Below are 17,406 nucleotides of genomic sequence, written 5' to 3'. Positions count from 1 at the left end.
TCAACGACTGCCCTGAAAAGCTCTGAGCCCTTTTTGCGCCTGAGCCCGGATGGCGTTCTGCACCAGTGGCGTCCACCCCAGCAACAAGCCCTTGGTGCCCAGTGCCTGGCGCGCCCAGCGCCATACGTCGAAGTGATCGTGGTGCTCGCAAATCTTGCCGTCACGAAACACAAACTGCGCCTGAATATCATTGACCACCGTAGCCCCGGTCTGGCTAAACACGTAGGTTGCCACCCAGTGTGCGCTGCCGTGCTGTCCTTGGGCCTGAACCTGATCGAAGGTCAGGCTGAAATCCTTGGCACGGGAGGTCAGCATGCGCCACATGTCTGCGGCATCCTGGCCACGCAGCTCGCCAAAAACCGGGTCGCTGAACAACACGTCGTCGGTGTAGCAGGCCGCCATCGCTTGTGCATCCAGCTGCTGGAAGGCCTGGTAGAAACGAGTGATCAATGCGTGATGGTCTTGGCTCATGGCAGGGTCCGTGCGGGTCAGTAAGTCGAGCACGATAATCTGCCATGAACAGAAACACTATGGGCCTCAGATTTTCTCGCTCTGCACATTCACATACAGGGAACGGCCAGCGCCGAGCCCGGCAACGATAGCCCCCAGGCCAAGCACCGCAAAAATCCAGCCCACGGCATTCCAGCCCCCCGTCACCTCATGCACGACCCCGACCGCCAGCGGCCCCATGGATGCCACGGTGTAACCGATGCCCTGGGCCATGCCAGACAGGTTGGCCGCGACATGAGCGTCCCGCGAGCGCAGCACGATCAGAGTCAAAGCCAGGCTGAACGTGCCGCCCTGCCCCAGTCCCAACACAATCGCCCAGCCCCACAAACCCTCGATGGGGGCATACAGGCAACCAAACAATCCGGCCAGGGTCATGATCATTACCAGCACGATCGCCAGTCGTTGATCTTTACCCCGCGTAGCCAACCAGGGAGCCGTCAGTGCTGTCAGCAATTGCACGATGACCGAGCCCGACATCACCAGACCAGCCTGGGTCGGGGTCAAACCGCGACCGATCAGGATTGAAGGCAACCAGCCAAACACGATGTAGGACAACGAGGACTGCAGCCCCATGTAGAGCGTTACTTGCCAGGCAAGTGGATCACGCAGCAGACCACTCACACGATAAGCAACATTGTGTGAGCCTTGACGCTTGCCAACCTGGGGCAACCAGAAAATGGCCGCGATCAGTGCCGGCAACGCCCAAAACCCGAGTCCCATAGCCCAGCTCTGGCCCAAAGACTCGCTCAGTGGCACCGTTGCGCCCGCCGCCAGTGCCGCGCCCAGGCACAAGGCCATGGTGTAGACACCGGTCATGGTCCCGGCATGTCCCGCGAAATCGCGTTTGATGATGCCCGGCAACAGCACACCGATGACGCCAATACTGGCGCCCGCCAGAATGCTCCCGGCAAACAGCCCGACCTCCCCCAGACAACTGCGCAGAACGATGCCGCCGCCCAGTGTCACAAGAATCCCCAGCACCACCCGCTCGGTACCAAAGCGCCGAGCCAGAATCGGCGCCAAAGGCGCAAATAACCCCAGACAAAGCACCGGCAACGTAGTCAACAAACCGGCCTGCGCCGCCGACAGCCCCAGGCTGTCCGACACCTCGCCCAGCAACGGCGCCATGCTCGACAATGCCGGACGCAGGTTCAGCGCCACCAGTACCAGCCCCAACAACAGCAACCAGGGCCGCAGCACGACCGGGGGCGTTTGCTGCACCTGTTCGTCGTCAATTTCAGCATCAATCAGCAACTCCTCCAGCTCGTCCAGATGGCGAGAGGGTTCGACGCTGGCATTGGCAACTGACGAAGGGTGAGTCATGGCTTGCTCCGGCTCAAGGTTCATTGATCAACGTCCGGCACAGCGCCATGGCCCGTTGCGGGTTTTGTTGTTCTACGGCTTCAAGTAACTCGACGTGCAGGTCGAACACCAATTGGCGCCTTGGATGAACGTCCATCGTCTTGCGCAAATGATTGGTCACAACGCTTGAGGTGTAGCGGTACAGCTCGCTCAAGGCCGGATTGTGCGCGGCATCTATCAGCCGCTGGTGAAACAGTAAGTCGCAGCAAATGTAGGTATCGAGTTCGCCGTGGTAATGCTCGCCACTTGCGTTCAGCGCAACGTGCAACAGCCTCAGATCCTCATCCGTACGGCGCAAGGCCGCCAGGCCAACGGCCTCAACCTCAATAATTTGCCGCATTTCCCGGCCCTGCTCGATTGAGCAGGACGACAACGCACGCAGCGTGTCCATCGGGTCGACACGCCCTCGCAGGTAACTGCCATCGCCCTGACGGATTTCGATCAGCCCGGTGAACGCCAGCACGCGCATGGCTTCACGCACGGTGTTACGGCTGATGTTGAGTTGCGCCGCAAGCTCCGGCTCAGTCGGCAAACGCTGCCCCACTGCCCAGGTGCCGTTGTTTATTCGCGTACGCAGTTGCTCAAGCGCCTGATCAACCAGCGAACGTTTTATGAGTGGAGAAGCGTCTGTCATTGAATTCACCCTTTCATCCAATCATAGGATGAATTTTCCGACATGTTAGCCAGACGTCTTCACATCGGCAATCAACTACAGATTAAGAGCCCCAAAAAAATGATAATTAATCATTGAATAAAAAACCCTTTAAGGGTAATTTCAAGCGCATCGAGGCTGCCTCTTATGGAAAAGAAAACACCTCACTACACCCTCCAGTGCATACAAGCCGATGTACTACGGCTTGGCGCAGTAGCGTTTACCAAAAGCGCCCTGGATGGCGGGCGAACCATGGGCCTGACCCTCGCCCAAATGCAGCGGGTCATTGCTTCTTTAGAACGCAGGGCGCTGTACAAGTCGATGTCGACCCACGCAGATCACAGGGTCTGGCAAGACGTTTATCACGCACAGGGCTACGGCTTGGCCATTTATATCAAGGTGACTTATCGCCCGAGTGGAGGGCCGCCAGTCATCGCTTTCAAGGAAAAAGACCTATGAGCAAACATGACTGTTACTCCTGCGCAGCACCAAACTCGATGCACCCCTTCAAAGGACGTAGCTTCAATGTGAATTTCAAGCAAATGAACCGCATGGTGCATAGCCTGAATGGCTATGAATGCGCAGAGTGCGCAGAGATTGAGTTCGATGCGCCCAGTGCTGAGCGTTATGCCCGGGCTGGAGACGAACTGATAGAAGACGCCAAGCAGGTGATGGCTGATGAGATGAAGCGCATCCGGCGCAAACTTCACTTCACGCAAAAAAGTGCTGTGCAGCTGTTGTCGGGGGGTGGCCACAATGCGTTCAGCCGCTATGAGCGTGCCGAGGTCGAACCACCGAAACCCTTGTTTGTGCTGATGCGATTGCTGGATCGCCATCCCGAACTGGTTCGGGAATTACAGGCCATCAACGAGTGCACCGATATCAATGCGCTGCTGGTGCAAAAACAACAGCAGCGACACGAATAGCCTGTAGCCGCAGCCTAAGGCTGCGTCTACAACGGTTGAATCAATGCAAAATCTGATTCAGGAACAATTTGGTCCGGTCATTTTGCGGGTTGTCAAAGAAGTCATTCGGCGCGGCCTCTTCAACGATTTCGCCCTTGTCCATGAAAATCACCCGGTTGGCCACGGTGCGGGCAAAGCCCATTTCGTGGGTCACGCAGAGCATGGTCATGCCGTCTTCGGCCAAGCCGATCATGGTGTCCAACACCTCTTTCACCATCTCCGGATCGAGCGCTGAAGTCGGCTCATCGAACAGCATGATTTTGGGTTTCATGCACAGCGCCCGGGCAATCGCCACACGCTGTTGCTGACCGCCCGACAACTGCCCCGGAAACTTGTGCGCCTGCTCCGGTATACGAACCCGCTCCAGATAATGCATGGCGATTTCTTCGGCTTGGCGTCGGGGCATCTTGCGCACCCACATCGGCGCCAGCGTGCAGTTCTGCAAAATGGTCAGATGCGGAAACAGGTTGAAGTGCTGAAACACCATGCCCACTTCACGACGTACCGATTCGATCTGCTTGATGTCGTTGGTCAGTTCCACACCGTCAACCACGATGCGCCCTTGCTGGTGCTCTTCAAGGCGATTGAGGCAGCGAATGGTCGTCGACTTGCCCGAGCCCGAGGGCCCGCACAGCACTATTCGCTCGCCCGGTTGCACGTTGAGGTTGATGTCCTTGAGCACGTGAAACTGGCCGTACCACTTGTTAACACCCTGCATCTGAATAATGCCTTCAGCGCTTGCAGTCTTTTTGATTGCTTCACTCATGTCGCACTCCTACCTAACGCTTGTGGCCAGTATCCAGCTTGTGCTCCAGATGCATGGAGTAGCGGGACATACCAAAACAGAAAATCCAGAACACCAACGCTGCAAATACATAGCCCTCGGTCGCCATGCCCAACCATTTCGGGTCGGCAGCGGCTTGCTTGACGCTATTGAGCAGGTCGAACAGCCCGATGATGATTACAAGGCTGGTGTCCTTGAACAGGGCAATAAAGGTGTTCACGATGCCGGGAATAACCAGCTTCAAGGCTTGAGGCAAAATCACCAGGCCCATGCTGCGCCAGTATCCCAGGCCCATGGCCGCAGCGGCTTCGTACTGCCCCTTGGGAATGGCTTGCAGACCGCCGCGCACCACTTCAGCCACATACGCCGACTGGAACAGAATCACCCCGATCAAGGCCCGCAGCAGCTTGTCGAAGTTCATGCCCTCAGGCAGAAACAGCGGCAGCATCACCGAGGACATGAACAGCACGGTAATCAGTGGTACGCCGCGCCAGAACTCGATGAAAGTCACGCACACCACACGAATGGCCGGCATGTCCGAGCGTCGTCCCAGCGCCAGCAAAATCCCCAATGGCAAGGCACCGGCAATACCCACCGTGGCGATGACCAGCGTCAGCATCAGGCCGCCCCATTGGCTGGTGGCCACGTTGGTCAGGCCCCAGTAACCGCCATGCAACAAGGTGAAGGCCAGAATCGGGTAGACCACCAAAAAGCCCAGCCCCCAGATTGCCTTGTGCTTGAAGCGTGAGATAAACAACGGTGCTGCGCCAACCACGGCCAGCCACACGGTCAGGTCTACCCGCCAGCGCAGTCCAGTCGGGTAATAGCCATACATGAATTGACCAAAACGCTGCTGGATAAACACCCAACAGGCACCTTCCTTGGTGCAGTCCGCCTGAGTGCTACCCACCCAGTTGGCGTCAAAGATCGTCCAGCTCAGCAACGGCGGCACGATCAGCCAGATCAGGTAAAAGGCAAACAGGGTGAGCAGTGTGTTGAGCCAGCTTGAAAACAGATTGGCCCGCGCCCACGCAACGATGCCGATGCGATTGCCCGGCGGTGGCATGTCGGGTTTAAAAACATGAGTTGTCATAGTCCCGTCCTCATCGCTCGATCAGCGCAATACGCGTGTTGTACCAATTCATCAGCAGAGAAATGCTGATGCTGATGGCCAGGTACACGCTCATGGTGATGGCAATGACTTCAATCGCTTGCCCGGTCTGGTTAAGTACAGTGCCTGCAAACAGTGAAACCATTTCCGGATAGCCGATACCTGCCGCCAGTGAAGAGTTTTTCACCAGGTTCAGGTATTGGCTGGTCAGTGGCGGAATAATCACCCGCAGCGCTTGCGGGATAATCACCTTGCGCAGCGTCGGCCCCGGACGCAGGCCCAGCGAGCGAGCCGCCTCGGTCTGGCCATGGCTGACTGACTTGATCCCCGAACGCACGATTTCGGCAATAAATGCCGCGGTGTAAACCGTCAACGCAATGGTCAGCGCCAGCAGTTCCGGAATCAGCACCCAGCCTCCGACAAAGTTGAACCCCTTGAGCTCTGGCATTTCCCAATGCACCGGAGTGCCAAACAACACGATGCTCAAGCCAGGAATCACCAGCATCAGAGCCAGCCCGACCCAAAACTTGTGGAACGGCACGCCGGTCTCTTCGAAACGCTTGTTGGCTCGGCGAACCATCAGCACGACGGCCACAAGAGCCAGTACCACACTGCCCACAAATGGCCAGAAGGCTTCGGTGCCAACAGCTGCGGGCATGTTCAGACCGCGGCTGCTCATATAAAAGGTGTCGGCAAAGTTGTGGCTGTTGCGTGGCCCCGGCATGGTCAGGAAGACCGCGAAGTACCAGAAGAGAATTTGCAGCAGAGGCGGGATATTGCGGAAGATCTCGACATACACCGTCGCCAGCTTGCTGATCATCCAGTTCGACGACAAGCGAGCAACACCGATGATAAAGCCCAGAACCGTCGCCAGGACGATACCGATGACGGACACCAGCAACGTGTTAAGCAAACCGATCAGAAACACCCGGGCGTAACTATCGGATTCGGTGTAATCGATCAAATGCTGCGCAATACCAAAACCGGCACTGCGTTCAAGAAAGTCAAAACCCGAAGTAATGCCACGATGCTGCAGGTTGGTCTGGGTGTTGTTGAACAGATACCAGCCCATGAAAACCACCAGCGCCACGGTGATGAGCTGAAATAACCACGCACGCACACGTGGATCGCCAAGGCTGAACCTTGGCTTGGGTGCGCCGACTTTAATTTGCATGAAGTGCCCCTAAAAATGGATCAGACAACATCACCCGGCAGTTGGCCTGCCGGGTGAAAGGGCTATCAGCGCACTGGTGGTGCGTATTGAATGCCGCCGTTATTCCACAGAGCGTTCAGCCCGCGGTCGATGGCCAAAGGAGTATTTTTGCCGAGGTTTTTCTCGAAGACTTCGCCGTAGTTACCGACCTGGCTGACAATCTGTACCACCCAGTCTTTTGGCAGTTTCAGGTCTTTGCCGTATTCGCCGTCAGCACCCAGCAAACGGGCCACATCAGGGTTTTTGGTCGCCTTGGCTTCAGCCAGAACGTTTTTGGAGGTGATGCCCGCCTCTTCAGCATTGAGCATGGCGAACAGGGTCCACTTCACAATGCTGAACCAGTCTTCGTCCCCCTTGCGTACGACAGGGCCCAACGGCTCCTTGGAAATGGTTTCAGGCAATACGACGTATTCGCCCGGGTTGGCCAGCTTGCTGCGCTGTGCGTACAACTGCGACTTGTCGGAGGTCAACACGTCGCAACGGCCGCTTTCCAGCGACTTGGCGCTTTCATCGGAGGTGTCAAAAGTGATTGGGGTGTACTTGAGGTTGTTACCACGGAAGTAGTCCGACACGTTCAACTCTGTGGTGGTACCGGCCTGGATACAGATGGTTGCACCGTCCAGTTCCTTGGCACTTTTAACCCCCAGTTTGTTGTTGACCAAAAAGCCAATGCCATCGTAATAAGTCACGCCCGCAAACACCATGCCCATGCCCGCGTCACGAGAGCTGGTCCAGGTCGTGTTACGCGACAGCACGTCCACTTCGCCCGACTGCAGGGCAGTGAAACGCTCCTTGGCATTCAACTGGCTGAACTTGACCTTGTTTGCATCGCCAAATACAGCGGCGGCCACTGCGCGGCAAATGTCTGCATCAATACCCTGAATCTTGCCAGTGGCATCCGGCACCGAGAAACCCGGCAATCCGTCACTGACGCCACATTGCACAAACCCTTTCTTTTTAACGCTGTCCAGGGTTGCGCCTGCGTGGACAAAACCACTGGCACTGAGTAGCACGATGGCTGCGGTGGCCAAAGCCAGGGTGGATTTCAACTGCTTCATTCAAACCTCCAGTGATGCTTTTGTTGTGTTTGAACAAGACCCGCCGCCCCCTTGTGAGGCACTGTTGACCCGTGTTGGCTTTTTATTGGGTCAAGCGGCATAAGTCTTGAGCGATGGGTGCATCGCACGAACCGTCAAACTGAAGCGCTCACTTGAGCTGTTGAATTCCTTGTCTAACTTCAACCTCGGGATTTTTGCTGTCCCCCCATCGGCGGTAGCCTGTTAGTGTTACCGCCGAAGGGGAGCGCATTCACGTCCCTGTCCACAAAGCAAAGCGCGTACCACTCCTGCTGCTTAAGTAAGTTCAGTAGGTAATGCAGGAAAAAACGTTCAAGCAGGCGACATTTTCTTTAATTTTTAACCGATCAAGCACATTTGTAGCGCACCCGGTTTGCGCACATGCACAACGATGGAGCACTCATGACCCAACCTCTTGTCATCCAACCCCAAAAGACCGCAGACGCCTGTGTTATCTGGCTCCACGGCTTGGGTGCCGACCGCTATGACTTCATGCCGGTGGCCGAAATCCTGCAACAGTCGCTCCTGACCACTCGCTTCGTTTTGCCACAGGCACCGACCCGCGCGGTGACCATTAATGGCGGTTATGCCATGCCGAGCTGGTACGACATCAAGGCCATGAGCCCTGCCCGTTCCATCAGCGAAGAAGAGCTGGAAGAGTCAGCTGACATGGTCATTCAATTGATCGAAGCCCAGCGCCAGAGCGGTATCGACTCCAACCGGATTTTTCTGGCCGGGTTTTCCCAAGGTGGCGCCGTGGTATTTCACACCGCCTACCTGAAATGGCAGGGTCCATTGGGTGGCGTACTTGCCCTCTCCACCTATGCCCCCACCTTCAGCGAAGTGCTGCCATTGTCAGCCAGCCAACAACGCATCCCGGCCCTCTGCTTGCATGGCCAGTACGACGAAGTGGTTCAAAACGCCATGGGCCGTACAGCTTATGAGCGATTGAAAGCTGCAGGCGTAGCGGTTACATGGCAGGAATACCCAATGGGCCATGAAGTGTTACCCGAAGAAATTCGCGACATCGGTGCCTGGCTGGCGAAACGCCTGGGCTAAAACCGAAACATCCTGTCGTTCACTACGCCGAGCACCCGACTTGCATTACACTGCCCGGCGTACACTCCTTAACCAACTGATGAGATGACCGTGCTCAAAGCACTCAAAAAAATATTCGGTAAAAGCGAGGCTGAGCCGCTCGCGCCAGCATCCATCGCACCTGCGAGCAACCCCAGCCCGCGAACCGACGCGCAACAGCCTGGCCGCTCTGCTCCTGCATCTGCTCCAGCCCCTGCGCCGGTGACCATCCCTGACGCACAACCCGCTGCTGAACAACCACGCGTCGAAAAACCAAAAGCGGCAAAGCCACGGCGCGACGTGGCACTCAAGCCACCGGTCATTCCCTGGAAACTCGAAGACTTTGCAGTCGAGCCACAAGAAGGCAAGGTCCGGTTTCACGATTTCAAGCTCACCCCTGAGCTGATGCACGCCATTCAAGACCTCGGTTTCCCCTACTGCACGCCGATCCAGGCTGAAGTATTGGGCTATACCCTGAGCGGTCGCGACGCCATTGGCCGCGCCCAGACCGGTACCGGTAAAACCGCTGCATTCCTGATCTCCATCATCAGCCAGTTGACCCAGACCCCGCCGCCCAAAGAGCGTTACATGGGCGAGCCGCGCGCACTGATCATCGCGCCGACCCGTGAGCTGGTAGTGCAAATCGCCAAAGACGCGGCCGACCTGACCAAGTACACCGACCTCAACGTCATGACATTCGTTGGCGGCATGGACTTCGACAAGCAGCTAAAGCAGCTTGAAGCGCGTCATTGCGACATCCTGGTAGCGACTCCGGGCCGACTGCTTGACTTCAACCAGCGCGGCGAAGTGCATTTGGACATGGTCGAAGTGATGGTGCTCGACGAAGCCGACCGCATGCTGGACATGGGCTTCATCCCACAAGTACGCCAGATCATTCGCCAGACGCCACCGAAAGCCGAGCGTCAGACGCTACTGTTCTCTGCGACCTTTACCGAGGACGTGATGAACCTGGCCAAGCAATGGACCACCGACCCTGCCATCGTCGAAATCGAGGCGATCAACGTCGCCAGCGACATGGTTGAGCAGCACGTGTATGCCGTTGCCGGTGCCGACAAGTACAAATTGCTGTTCAACCTGGTGAACGACAACGGTTGGGAGCGGGTCATCGTCTTCGCCAACCGCAAGGACGAAGTGCGCCGCATTGAAGAGCGTCTGGTGCGTGATGGCATTAACGCAGCCCAACTGTCGGGTGATGTGCCGCAGCACAAACGCATCAAGACCCTAGAAGGTTTTCGCGAAGGCAAGATTCGCGTGCTGGTGGCCACCGACGTGGCAGGCCGAGGGATTCACATCGACGGCATCAGTCACGTGATCAACTTCACCCTGCCCGAAATGCCCGACGACTACGTACACCGCATTGGCCGTACCGGCCGCGCTGGCGCCAGCGGCGTTTCAATCAGCTTTGCCGGTGAAGACGACTCGTATCAACTGCCGTCGATCGAAGCCTTGCTGGGACGCAAAATCAGCTGCGAAACACCCCCGACCGAACTGCTGCGCCCCGTTGTACGGGCCGTACGCAAGCCCCACGATCCGGATGCAACTGCTTGATGCCATCGCAAGCAAGCCCACGCCCACAGTGGGCCCTGGCGTAGCCTGATGATGTGAACACCATCAAACCTGTGGGAGCGGGCTTGCTCGCGAAAGGATCAACGCGGTTTAAACGATAAACCGCGCCGCTTGCTTCGCGAGCAAGCCCGCTCCCACACAGTATCCTCCCCTACTTCCAGCGATCCGCCGCCGCTTCATCGCTGGCCCGGCCTTCAACCCAGCGCGGGCCTTCGGCGGTCTGTTCTTTTTTCCAGAACGGGGCACGTGTCTTCAGGTAGTCCATCACAAATGCACAGGCATCAAATGCCGCCTGGCGATGGGCACTCGCCACACCTACAAACACTATTGGTTCACCTGGCTCCAGCGCCCCAATACGGTGCAGCACCTCAAGCGAGAGTAACGGCCAACGCTGCTCAGCCTCAACCATGATCTTGGCCAGCGCTTTTTCGGTCATCCCCGGATAGTGCTCCAGAAACATCCCCGCCACTTCACGCCCGTCATTGAAGTCGCGCACATAACCAACAAAACTCACCACCGCCCCCACGCCCATGTTGGCCGCATGCAACGCGTTGACTTCGGCGCCCGGGTCAAAGGCCGCCACTTGCACCCGAATCGCCATGTTCAGCCTCCGGTCACAGGCGGAAAGAACGCCACTTCATCGCCATCTGCCAACCCTTCATCCAGCTTGCACAACTCCTCGTTGCGCGCACACATCAGGTTGGATTCGGCCAATATCTGCCAGGCCCCTCCACGTTGCGCCAAGTGCGCACGCAACTGGTCGATGGACGCAAACTCACCGTCCACCGACTCGCTGTCCAGCCCGAGGGCTTCGCGGTAGCGGGCAAAAAAAACCACGTTGAGCTTCATGACAGGTCAGCCTGAAAGTGCCCGCTTTTACCACCGAGCTTTTCCAGCACACGCACGCTTTCGATAGTCATGCCGCGATCCACGGCCTTGCACATGTCATAGATCGTCAGTGCCGCGACGCTGGCGGCAGTCAGGGCCTCCATCTCCACGCCGGTCTGCCCGGACAATTTGCAACGCGCCACGATCAACACCGCATCACTGCCCTGAGCGCTGAGTTCAACCTTGACGCTCGTGAGCATCAGGGGATGGCACAGCGGGATCAAATCCGAGGTTTTTTTCGCCGCCTGAATCCCGGCGATACGCGCCACGGCGAACACATCACCTTTGGGGTGACCGCCACTGACGATCATTTCCAGGGTTTCAGGGCGCATGCGCACCACTGCTTGTGCCACAGCTTCACGGGAGGTCACCGCTTTATCGGTGACATCGACCATGTTGGCGCGGCCTTGGGAATCTAAGTGTGTCAGCACAGGGGGTACTCCAGACAGGAGCCTCGATTGTAAACCCGAGTTTCAGTGGAAGGCCATCGACCCCACGAATACCACGCATCAGAACATCGAATTGGCCGCCCACGATCATTCGCCGTACAACGGTTGAAACTCGGGAGACATCCTTATGCCACTTTTCATAGCCATTGCCCTGAGCCTTCTGGCCGGCGCTGCGGTGCCCCTCCAGGCCGGCAGCAACGCACGATTGGGTCTGGCGCTGGGTCATCCGTTTTGGGCAACGGTTATCTCATTGCTGGTGAGTGGTGTGGCGATTGCGCTGGTGATGCTGATCGTCAAAGTGCCCCGCCCCAACCTCGCGACCTTGATCACGGGCCCCTGGTGGATTTGGCTGGGTGGGCTGGCCGGGGTGTTTTACATCACGGTGGCTCTGATCATCGTACCGCGACTGGGTGCGCTGAATTTCATCATGGCGGTGGTCGTGGGCCAGTTGATTATTTCATTGCTGATCGATTATTTCGGGCTGTTGGGTTTGCCTAAAAACACCCCCAGCCTGCAAAAACTGCTCGGCGTAAGCGTGGTGCTGGCCGGTTTTATCATTGCATCACGGGGCTGATGGCGCGCTCACCTGCCTGACCAGATCTCGCAGCCAGCGATGGGCCGGGTCTTCGTTGAAACGTTGATGCCAGACCTGCACATAGTTAAACGGCGCCACTGTCATGGGCGGCGCCAGCGCTATCAGGGTGTCCCCATATGACAGGTTGTCCAGCGTTCGGGTGGCCACAGTGAGGATCAGGTCGGTGTCGGCAATCATCCCTGGCGCCGTGCCCCAATGGGGAACGTTGACCGCAACCCGTCGCTGCAGCCCCTGGGCACGCAATACGTTATCGACTTCGCCCTGGGTGTTGCCATCCATCGACACCAACAGGTGCGGGCGGGCCAGATAACTGTCCAGGTCAAGCACGCCAGTGTCCGCAAGCGAACGACGATTGAGCAGGCAGGTAAAGGTTTCTTCAAACAATACATCGCTGGAAACATCCGCCGGCAACGTCGCAAACACCCCCAGGGCCAGGTCGATTTTGCCCTGTTCGATCTGTTCCAGCATGCCCAGACGGCTGTCCTGGATCACCACAAGCGAGGTGTCCGGCGCTTGGGCCCGCAGTTGCACCAGCATTTTTGGCAGCACGATAGCAGCGCCGTAATCAGACATCGCGAGGCGAAAAGTGCGCTGTGAGTCGGCCGGCACAAAATCGATGGACTGGCCGAGCAGCGTTTCGATCTGCCCAAGAATCACTTTCAGCGGTGCCTGAAGATTTTGCGCCAGGGCGCTCAGCACCACTTCGTTGCCCTGACGAATCAACAGCGGGTCATCCAGCAACACCCTGAGTTTGCTCAGTGAATGGCTGATGGCCGGCTGACTCAAGTGCAAACGAACACCGGTCCGGGTCACGTGTTTTTCCGTGAGCAGCGCATCGAGCACCACCAACAGATTCAAATCGATATTGCGCAGTAACACCCCGACTCTCCTGTCATTTCCAACTCCAAGGGAGCGCTGCATGCTTGACCCAAAACGACTCACTGACTCAGCGCGTAACAGCGGCAAGCTTACCTCACGCCGAACCAAGTACGCGCTTTTAGCCCTTTTACTGGCTCTGATCGCCTGGGGACTTTGGCACCGGCAACAACCGGCGCCCGCCCCCCTTGTCGCCGCGCCGGTCAAAGTGGCCGTGGCTAGCGTCAGCAATCAGCCCTTTGTGCGCTTTCTCGACGCCATTGGTGAGCTGGAAGCGGTGGAGGAAGTCGGCGTGCCCGCCGAGATTGGCGGCCGTATCGTCGAACTGCCGATTGAGTCCGGGCAACGGGTTGAGCGCGGACAGGTACTGCTGCGGCTTAATGATGCACCAGAGCGCGGCCAACTGGTGCGCTTGCAGGGTCAGCTGGACAACACCCGGGTACGCCTTGACCGGATGAAAAAACTGATTGGTTCCAATGCCATTTCACGCGAGGCACTGGACAATGCCCAAGCCGAATTTACCACCGCCCGCGGAGCAGTTCAGGGGCTGATCGCACAGATCGAACAACGCACCATCCGCGCACCGTTCGCGGGTACCCTGGGGATTCGCAAAGTCCATTTGGGCCAGTACGTAAACCCGGGCGACACCCTGATCAATCTCATCGGCACCAAGGGCTTGTACGTCAATTTCAGTGTCCCCGAGCAATCCCTTTCCCACTTCGCTATCGGCAACACGCTACAGATCGAACTCGACGCCCTGCCCCATCAACCATTGACGGCAGTGGTCAGTAGCATCGACCCGTTCATTGAACGCACACGCACCGTGAATATTCAGGCCCGCCTGCAAAACCCACCTATTGCCGCCCTGCCCCGTATGTTCGCCCGGGTACGTTTACCCCAGCCCCTGCCCGAAAACACCTTGAGCGTGCCGGAAACGGCAGTGACCTATAGCGCCTATGGCGAAGATCTCTATGTCGTGCAACCTACCGAACCCCCCACTGTCCGTCGGATCTCGGTCAAAACCGGCGAGCGGCGCGATGGCTGGGTGGTGATCACCCAGGGCCTGGCACGGGAGGATAACGTGGTGATTTCAGGCCAGATCAAACTCAGCGATGGCGCACGTATCGAGCCCATGACCCATAGCGTAGTGACCGTTGACGCAGGAGTCCTGGAGTGAAATTTACCGATATTTTTGTGCGCCGCCCGGTGCTGGCCCTTGTGGTCAGCTTGATGATCCTGCTGGCCGGGCTCAAAGCCTATATGGGATTACCCGTGCGTCAGTACCCGCTGCTGGAAAGCTCGGTGATTACCGTCAGCACCGATTACCCCGGGGCCCCGGCCGAATTGATGCAGGGCTTTATCACCCAACCCATCAACCAGTCCCTGGCTTCGGTGGAGGGTGTCGACTACATCAGTTCGTCTTCGGTGCAGGGCCACAGCCTGGTGACCTTGCGCATGGCGCTCAACCAGGACTCGGCAAAAGCCCTTAGCGAGGTGATCGCCAAGGTCAATCAAGTCAAATATCGCCTGCCGGAGCAGGCCTACGACCCGGTGATCGAACGTTCGGCCGGCGAGTCCACTGCCGTGGCCTATGTCGGTTTTACCAGCGAGAGCCTGTCAGCACCGGCCTTGAGCGACTACCTGAACCGGGTGGTGCAGCCCTTGTTCGCCACGATCGAAGGCGTGGCCAAGGTCGAAACCTTTGGTGGCCAGCGCCTGGCGATGCGCCTGTGGCTCGACCCGCAGCGCATGGCCGGCCACGGTATCAGCGCCGCACAGGTTGAGCAGGCGATCCGCGCCAACAACTTCCAGGCCGCACCGGGGCAAATCAAGGGCCAGTACGTAGTCTCCGCGATTCAGGTCAACAGTGACCTCAATTCCCTCAACGAATTTCGTGACCTGGTAATCAGCAATCGCGGCGATCACTTACTGCGCCTGAGTGATATCGCTGACATCGAACTGGGTGCTGCCGCCTACGAAACCAGCGCCCTGATGGACGGTAAACCTGCCGTGCATCTAGGGCTGTATGCCACACCCAAGGGCAATCCGCTGTTGATCGTTGACGGTATCAAGCGCCTGCTGCCCGACATCCAAAAGACCCTGCCGCCGGGGGTTGAAGTGGCGTTGGCCTTCGAGACCGCGCACTTTATCGAGGCCTCGATTCTGGAGGTAATCCAGACCCTGCTTGAAGCGATACTGATCGTCGTGGCAATCATTTTTTTGTGCCTGGGTTCATGGCGCACCGTACTGATCCCGATCCTCAGCATCCCGTTGTCGATACTCGGTGCCCTGGCATTGATGGCGCTGTTCGGATTTAGCATTAACCTGCTCACCCTGCTGGCGATGGTGCTTGCCATCGGACTGGTGGTGGACGACGCGATTGTGGTCACCGAAAACATCCACCGCCATATCAAGGAGGGCCTCGCCCCACTGCAGGCGGCACTCATTGGCGCCCGGGAAATCGCTGCGCCGGTGATTGCCATGACCATCACCCTGGCGGCGGTTTACATGCCCATAGGCTTGATGAATGGTCTGACCGGCGCACTGTTCAAGGAGTTCGCCTTGACCCTGGCCGGGGCGGTATTGGTCTCGGGGGTTATCGCCCTGACTCTGACCCCGGTGATGTGCGCCAAACTGCTGCCAGCGGGACAAAACGAAGGGCGTATGGGGTTGATGGCCGAGAGCTTCTTCCACCGTTTGTCACGACGCTATCAACGTGGCTTGTTGAAGTCATTGCGTGGACGCAGCGTGGTACTGGTGTTTGCATTCCTGATCCTGATCAGCCTGCCGCTGCTCTACGGCCAGGCAGCAAAAGAACTGGCGCCCAACGAAGACCAGGGCAACTTGCTGTTGGCAATCAAGTCCCCACAACACGCCAACCTCGATTTTGTAGAGCGCTACGCCGCGCAATTGAGCCAGGTGCTCGGCGCCATCCCGGAAGCGACCGGGACATGGATCATCAACGGCACCGATGGTGTGGCCGCCAGCTACGCCGGGATCAATCTCAAGGAATGGAAGCAGCGCGAGCGTAGCGCCGCACAGATCCAGAGCGAACTGCAACAACAGGTAGACGGGGTTGAAGGCAACTCCATATTCGTATTCCAGATGCCACCTCTGCCCGCCTCCACGGGAGGCTTGCCGATACAGCTGGTAATCCGCAGCACCGAGGATTACCGCTCCCTGTATCTGGCCATGGAGCAGATAAAAAAACAGGCACGGGCCAGCGGTTTATTTGCTGTGGTCGACAGCGACCTCGACTTCAACAACCCGGTGACCGAAGTCCGGATCGACCGCAGCAAGGCCAACAGTCTGGGCATCCGCCTGCAAGACATCGCCAGCACCCTGGCCATACTCGTTGGTGAGAACTACACCAACCGGTTCGCGATGCAAGGCCGCTCCTATGATGTGATCGCACAATCCCAGGCCAGCCAGCGTCTGACTCCAGAGGCCTTGAACGGCTTCTACCTCACGACCGATAGTGGGGTGCAAGTGCCGCTATCCACCGTGGTCAGCCTGCACAGCAATATCCAGCCCAACCGCCTCAGGCAGTTCAACCAGCAAAATTCAGCGACCTTGCAGGGCATTGCCGCGCCGGGAGTAAGCCTGGGAGAAGCGGTCGTCTTTTTGGCCGCCCAAAGCGATCAACTGCCCGCCAGCTTCAGCCACGACTGGCAGTCCGATTCGCGCCAGTTTATTCACGAAGGCAACGCGCTGATGCTGACGTTCCTGTTCGCCCTGATCGTGATTTACATGGTGCTGGCGGCGCAGTACGAAAGCCTGCGAGACCCGCTGATCATCCTGATCACCGTACCGCTGTCCATCTGCGGCGCCTTGATTCCATTGGCGCTGGGCTGGGCCACGCTCAACATCTACACGCAGATAGGGCTGGTAACGCTGATTGGCCTGATCAGCAAACACGGTATTTTGATGGTTGAATTTGCCAACGAACTGCAAATGACCACGGGGTGCTCCCCCACTCACGCGATTATCCGCTCTGCGCGTATTCGCCTGCGGCCGATCCTAATGACTACCGCCGCGATGGTCGTGGGCTTGGTGCCGCTATTGTTTGCCAGCGGCGCGGGCGCCAGCAGCCGCTTCGGGCTGGGCATCGTAATCGTGGTGGGAATGGTGGTCGGGACGCTGTTTACGTTGTTTGTGTTGCCGTCGATTTACACGCTGATCTCGAAAAGGCATTTGGCTGCTCCAGTCAATGACGAGCCCATGCCTTGACCTTGGGTAGCAGGTAAATAACGCATGTCCC

General features: G+C 57.8%; 18 protein-coding genes. 7 read left to right on the top strand and 11 right to left on the bottom strand.

Annotated features, from left to right (window positions below; all coding sequences use genetic code 11):
* The 3 genes from TU76_RS07110 to TU76_RS07100 all read right to left on the bottom strand — a co-directional run bounded on the left by TU76_RS07110 (position 1) and on the right by TU76_RS07100 (position 2,506).
* Entirely contained in the window at positions 1-471 is a 471-nt protein-coding gene (locus TU76_RS07110) for a nuclear transport factor 2 family protein (RefSeq protein WP_046810059.1), read from the bottom strand.
* A 66-nt stretch (positions 472-537) separates the two neighbouring features.
* The gene (locus TU76_RS07105) at positions 538-1,857 is read right to left on the bottom strand and encodes an MFS transporter (RefSeq protein ID WP_019822015.1); all 1,320 of its coding nucleotides are present in this window, start codon (positions 1,855-1,857) and stop codon (positions 538-540) included.
* Positions 1,847-2,506, bottom strand: a complete 660-nt coding sequence (locus TU76_RS07100; protein WP_048351354.1) for a FadR/GntR family transcriptional regulator — start codon at positions 2,504-2,506, stop codon at positions 1,847-1,849. Before TU76_RS07100 ends, TU76_RS07105 begins: the two co-directional genes overlap by 11 nt.
* A gap of 165 nt (positions 2,507-2,671) precedes the next feature.
* On the opposite strand from TU76_RS07100, the gene TU76_RS07095 reads away from it, so the two are divergent.
* Together TU76_RS07095 and TU76_RS07090 are read left to right on the top strand one after the other, a co-directional pair.
* Positions 2,672-2,983 carry a type II toxin-antitoxin system MqsR family toxin gene (locus TU76_RS07095; protein ID WP_048351353.1) on the top strand — a complete coding sequence of 104 codons (312 nt, stop codon included), beginning with the start codon at positions 2,672-2,674 and terminating at the stop codon, positions 2,981-2,983.
* A complete protein-coding gene (locus tag TU76_RS07090) occupies positions 2,980-3,450 on the top strand; it encodes a type II toxin-antitoxin system MqsA family antitoxin (protein ID WP_048351352.1) in 471 nt (156 codons plus the stop codon). Before TU76_RS07095 ends, TU76_RS07090 begins: the two co-directional genes overlap by 4 nt.
* A gap of 40 nt (positions 3,451-3,490) precedes the next feature.
* Here TU76_RS07090 and TU76_RS07085 read toward each other — a convergent pair whose 3' ends face one another.
* The 4 genes from TU76_RS07085 to TU76_RS07070 all read right to left on the bottom strand — a co-directional run bounded on the left by TU76_RS07085 (position 3,491) and on the right by TU76_RS07070 (position 7,655).
* On the bottom strand, positions 3,491-4,255 hold the full coding sequence (locus tag TU76_RS07085; protein ID WP_019822008.1) for an amino acid ABC transporter ATP-binding protein: 765 nt from the start codon (positions 4,253-4,255) through the stop codon (positions 3,491-3,493).
* A gap of 13 nt (positions 4,256-4,268) precedes the next feature.
* The gene (locus TU76_RS07080) at positions 4,269-5,366 is read right to left on the bottom strand and encodes an amino acid ABC transporter permease (protein ID WP_046810060.1); all 1,098 of its coding nucleotides are present in this window, start codon (positions 5,364-5,366) and stop codon (positions 4,269-4,271) included.
* A gap of 10 nt (positions 5,367-5,376) precedes the next feature.
* A complete protein-coding gene (locus tag TU76_RS07075; RefSeq protein ID WP_019822006.1) occupies positions 5,377-6,558 on the bottom strand; it encodes an amino acid ABC transporter permease in 1,182 nt (393 codons plus the stop codon).
* A 65-nt stretch (positions 6,559-6,623) separates the two neighbouring features.
* Entirely contained in the window at positions 6,624-7,655 is a 1,032-nt protein-coding gene (locus TU76_RS07070; RefSeq protein ID WP_037031601.1) for an amino acid ABC transporter substrate-binding protein, read from the bottom strand.
* A gap of 420 nt (positions 7,656-8,075) precedes the next feature.
* On the opposite strand from TU76_RS07070, the gene TU76_RS07065 reads away from it, so the two are divergent.
* Positions 8,076-8,732 (top strand): alpha/beta hydrolase, encoded by a 657-nt coding sequence (locus TU76_RS07065; RefSeq protein WP_046810063.1) that lies wholly within the window; start codon positions 8,076-8,078, stop codon positions 8,730-8,732.
* Between the two features lie 84 nt (positions 8,733-8,816).
* Positions 8,817-10,319: an ATP-dependent RNA helicase RhlB gene (gene rhlB / locus TU76_RS07060; RefSeq protein WP_046810064.1), complete on the top strand. Its 1,503-nt coding sequence runs from the start codon at positions 8,817-8,819 to the stop codon at positions 10,317-10,319.
* 169 nt (positions 10,320-10,488) lie between these two features.
* Here rhlB and moaE read toward each other — a convergent pair whose 3' ends face one another.
* From moaE to moaC, 3 genes are read right to left on the bottom strand one after another with little or no spacing between them, the layout of a single operon-like run.
* Positions 10,489-10,938: a molybdopterin synthase catalytic subunit MoaE gene (gene moaE, locus TU76_RS07055; protein ID WP_046810065.1), complete on the bottom strand. Its 450-nt coding sequence runs from the start codon at positions 10,936-10,938 to the stop codon at positions 10,489-10,491.
* 2 nt (positions 10,939-10,940) lie between these two features.
* Positions 10,941-11,186 carry a molybdopterin converting factor subunit 1 gene (gene moaD, locus TU76_RS07050; RefSeq protein ID WP_048351351.1) on the bottom strand — a complete coding sequence of 82 codons (246 nt, stop codon included), beginning with the start codon at positions 11,184-11,186 and terminating at the stop codon, positions 10,941-10,943.
* Entirely contained in the window at positions 11,183-11,656 is a 474-nt protein-coding gene (gene moaC, locus TU76_RS07045) for a cyclic pyranopterin monophosphate synthase MoaC (RefSeq protein WP_046810066.1), read from the bottom strand. The genes moaD and moaC overlap by 4 nt, the downstream gene beginning before the upstream one ends.
* Positions 11,657-11,801: 145 nt before the next feature.
* On the opposite strand from moaC, the gene TU76_RS07040 reads away from it, so the two are divergent.
* On the top strand, positions 11,802-12,248 hold the full coding sequence (locus TU76_RS07040; RefSeq protein ID WP_019821997.1) for a DMT family transporter: 447 nt from the start codon (positions 11,802-11,804) through the stop codon (positions 12,246-12,248).
* On the opposite strand, the gene TU76_RS07035 is transcribed toward TU76_RS07040, so the two are convergent.
* Complete coding sequence (locus tag TU76_RS07035; protein WP_048351350.1) at positions 12,237-13,148, bottom strand: LysR family transcriptional regulator; 912 nt, start codon at positions 13,146-13,148, stop codon at positions 12,237-12,239. The two genes, TU76_RS07040 and TU76_RS07035, sit on opposite strands and share 12 nt — an antisense overlap.
* Positions 13,149-13,188: 40 nt before the next feature.
* Here TU76_RS07035 and TU76_RS07030 point away from each other — a divergent pair, with 40 nt between their 5' ends.
* Both TU76_RS07030 and TU76_RS07025 read left to right on the top strand, forming a co-directional pair.
* Complete coding sequence (locus TU76_RS07030) at positions 13,189-14,322, top strand: efflux RND transporter periplasmic adaptor subunit (RefSeq protein WP_048654679.1); 1,134 nt, start codon at positions 13,189-13,191, stop codon at positions 14,320-14,322.
* Complete coding sequence (locus TU76_RS07025) at positions 14,319-17,375, top strand: MexW/MexI family multidrug efflux RND transporter permease subunit (protein ID WP_048351349.1); 3,057 nt, start codon at positions 14,319-14,321, stop codon at positions 17,373-17,375. The genes TU76_RS07030 and TU76_RS07025 overlap by 4 nt, the downstream gene beginning before the upstream one ends.
* Positions 17,376-17,406 lie beyond the last annotated feature (31 nt).

The sequence above is a fragment of the Pseudomonas psychrophila genome (assembly GCF_001043005.1).
Lineage (GTDB): Bacteria > Pseudomonadota > Gammaproteobacteria > Pseudomonadales > Pseudomonadaceae > Aquipseudomonas > Aquipseudomonas psychrophila.
This window is presented reverse-complemented; position numbering and strand designations above follow the sequence as displayed.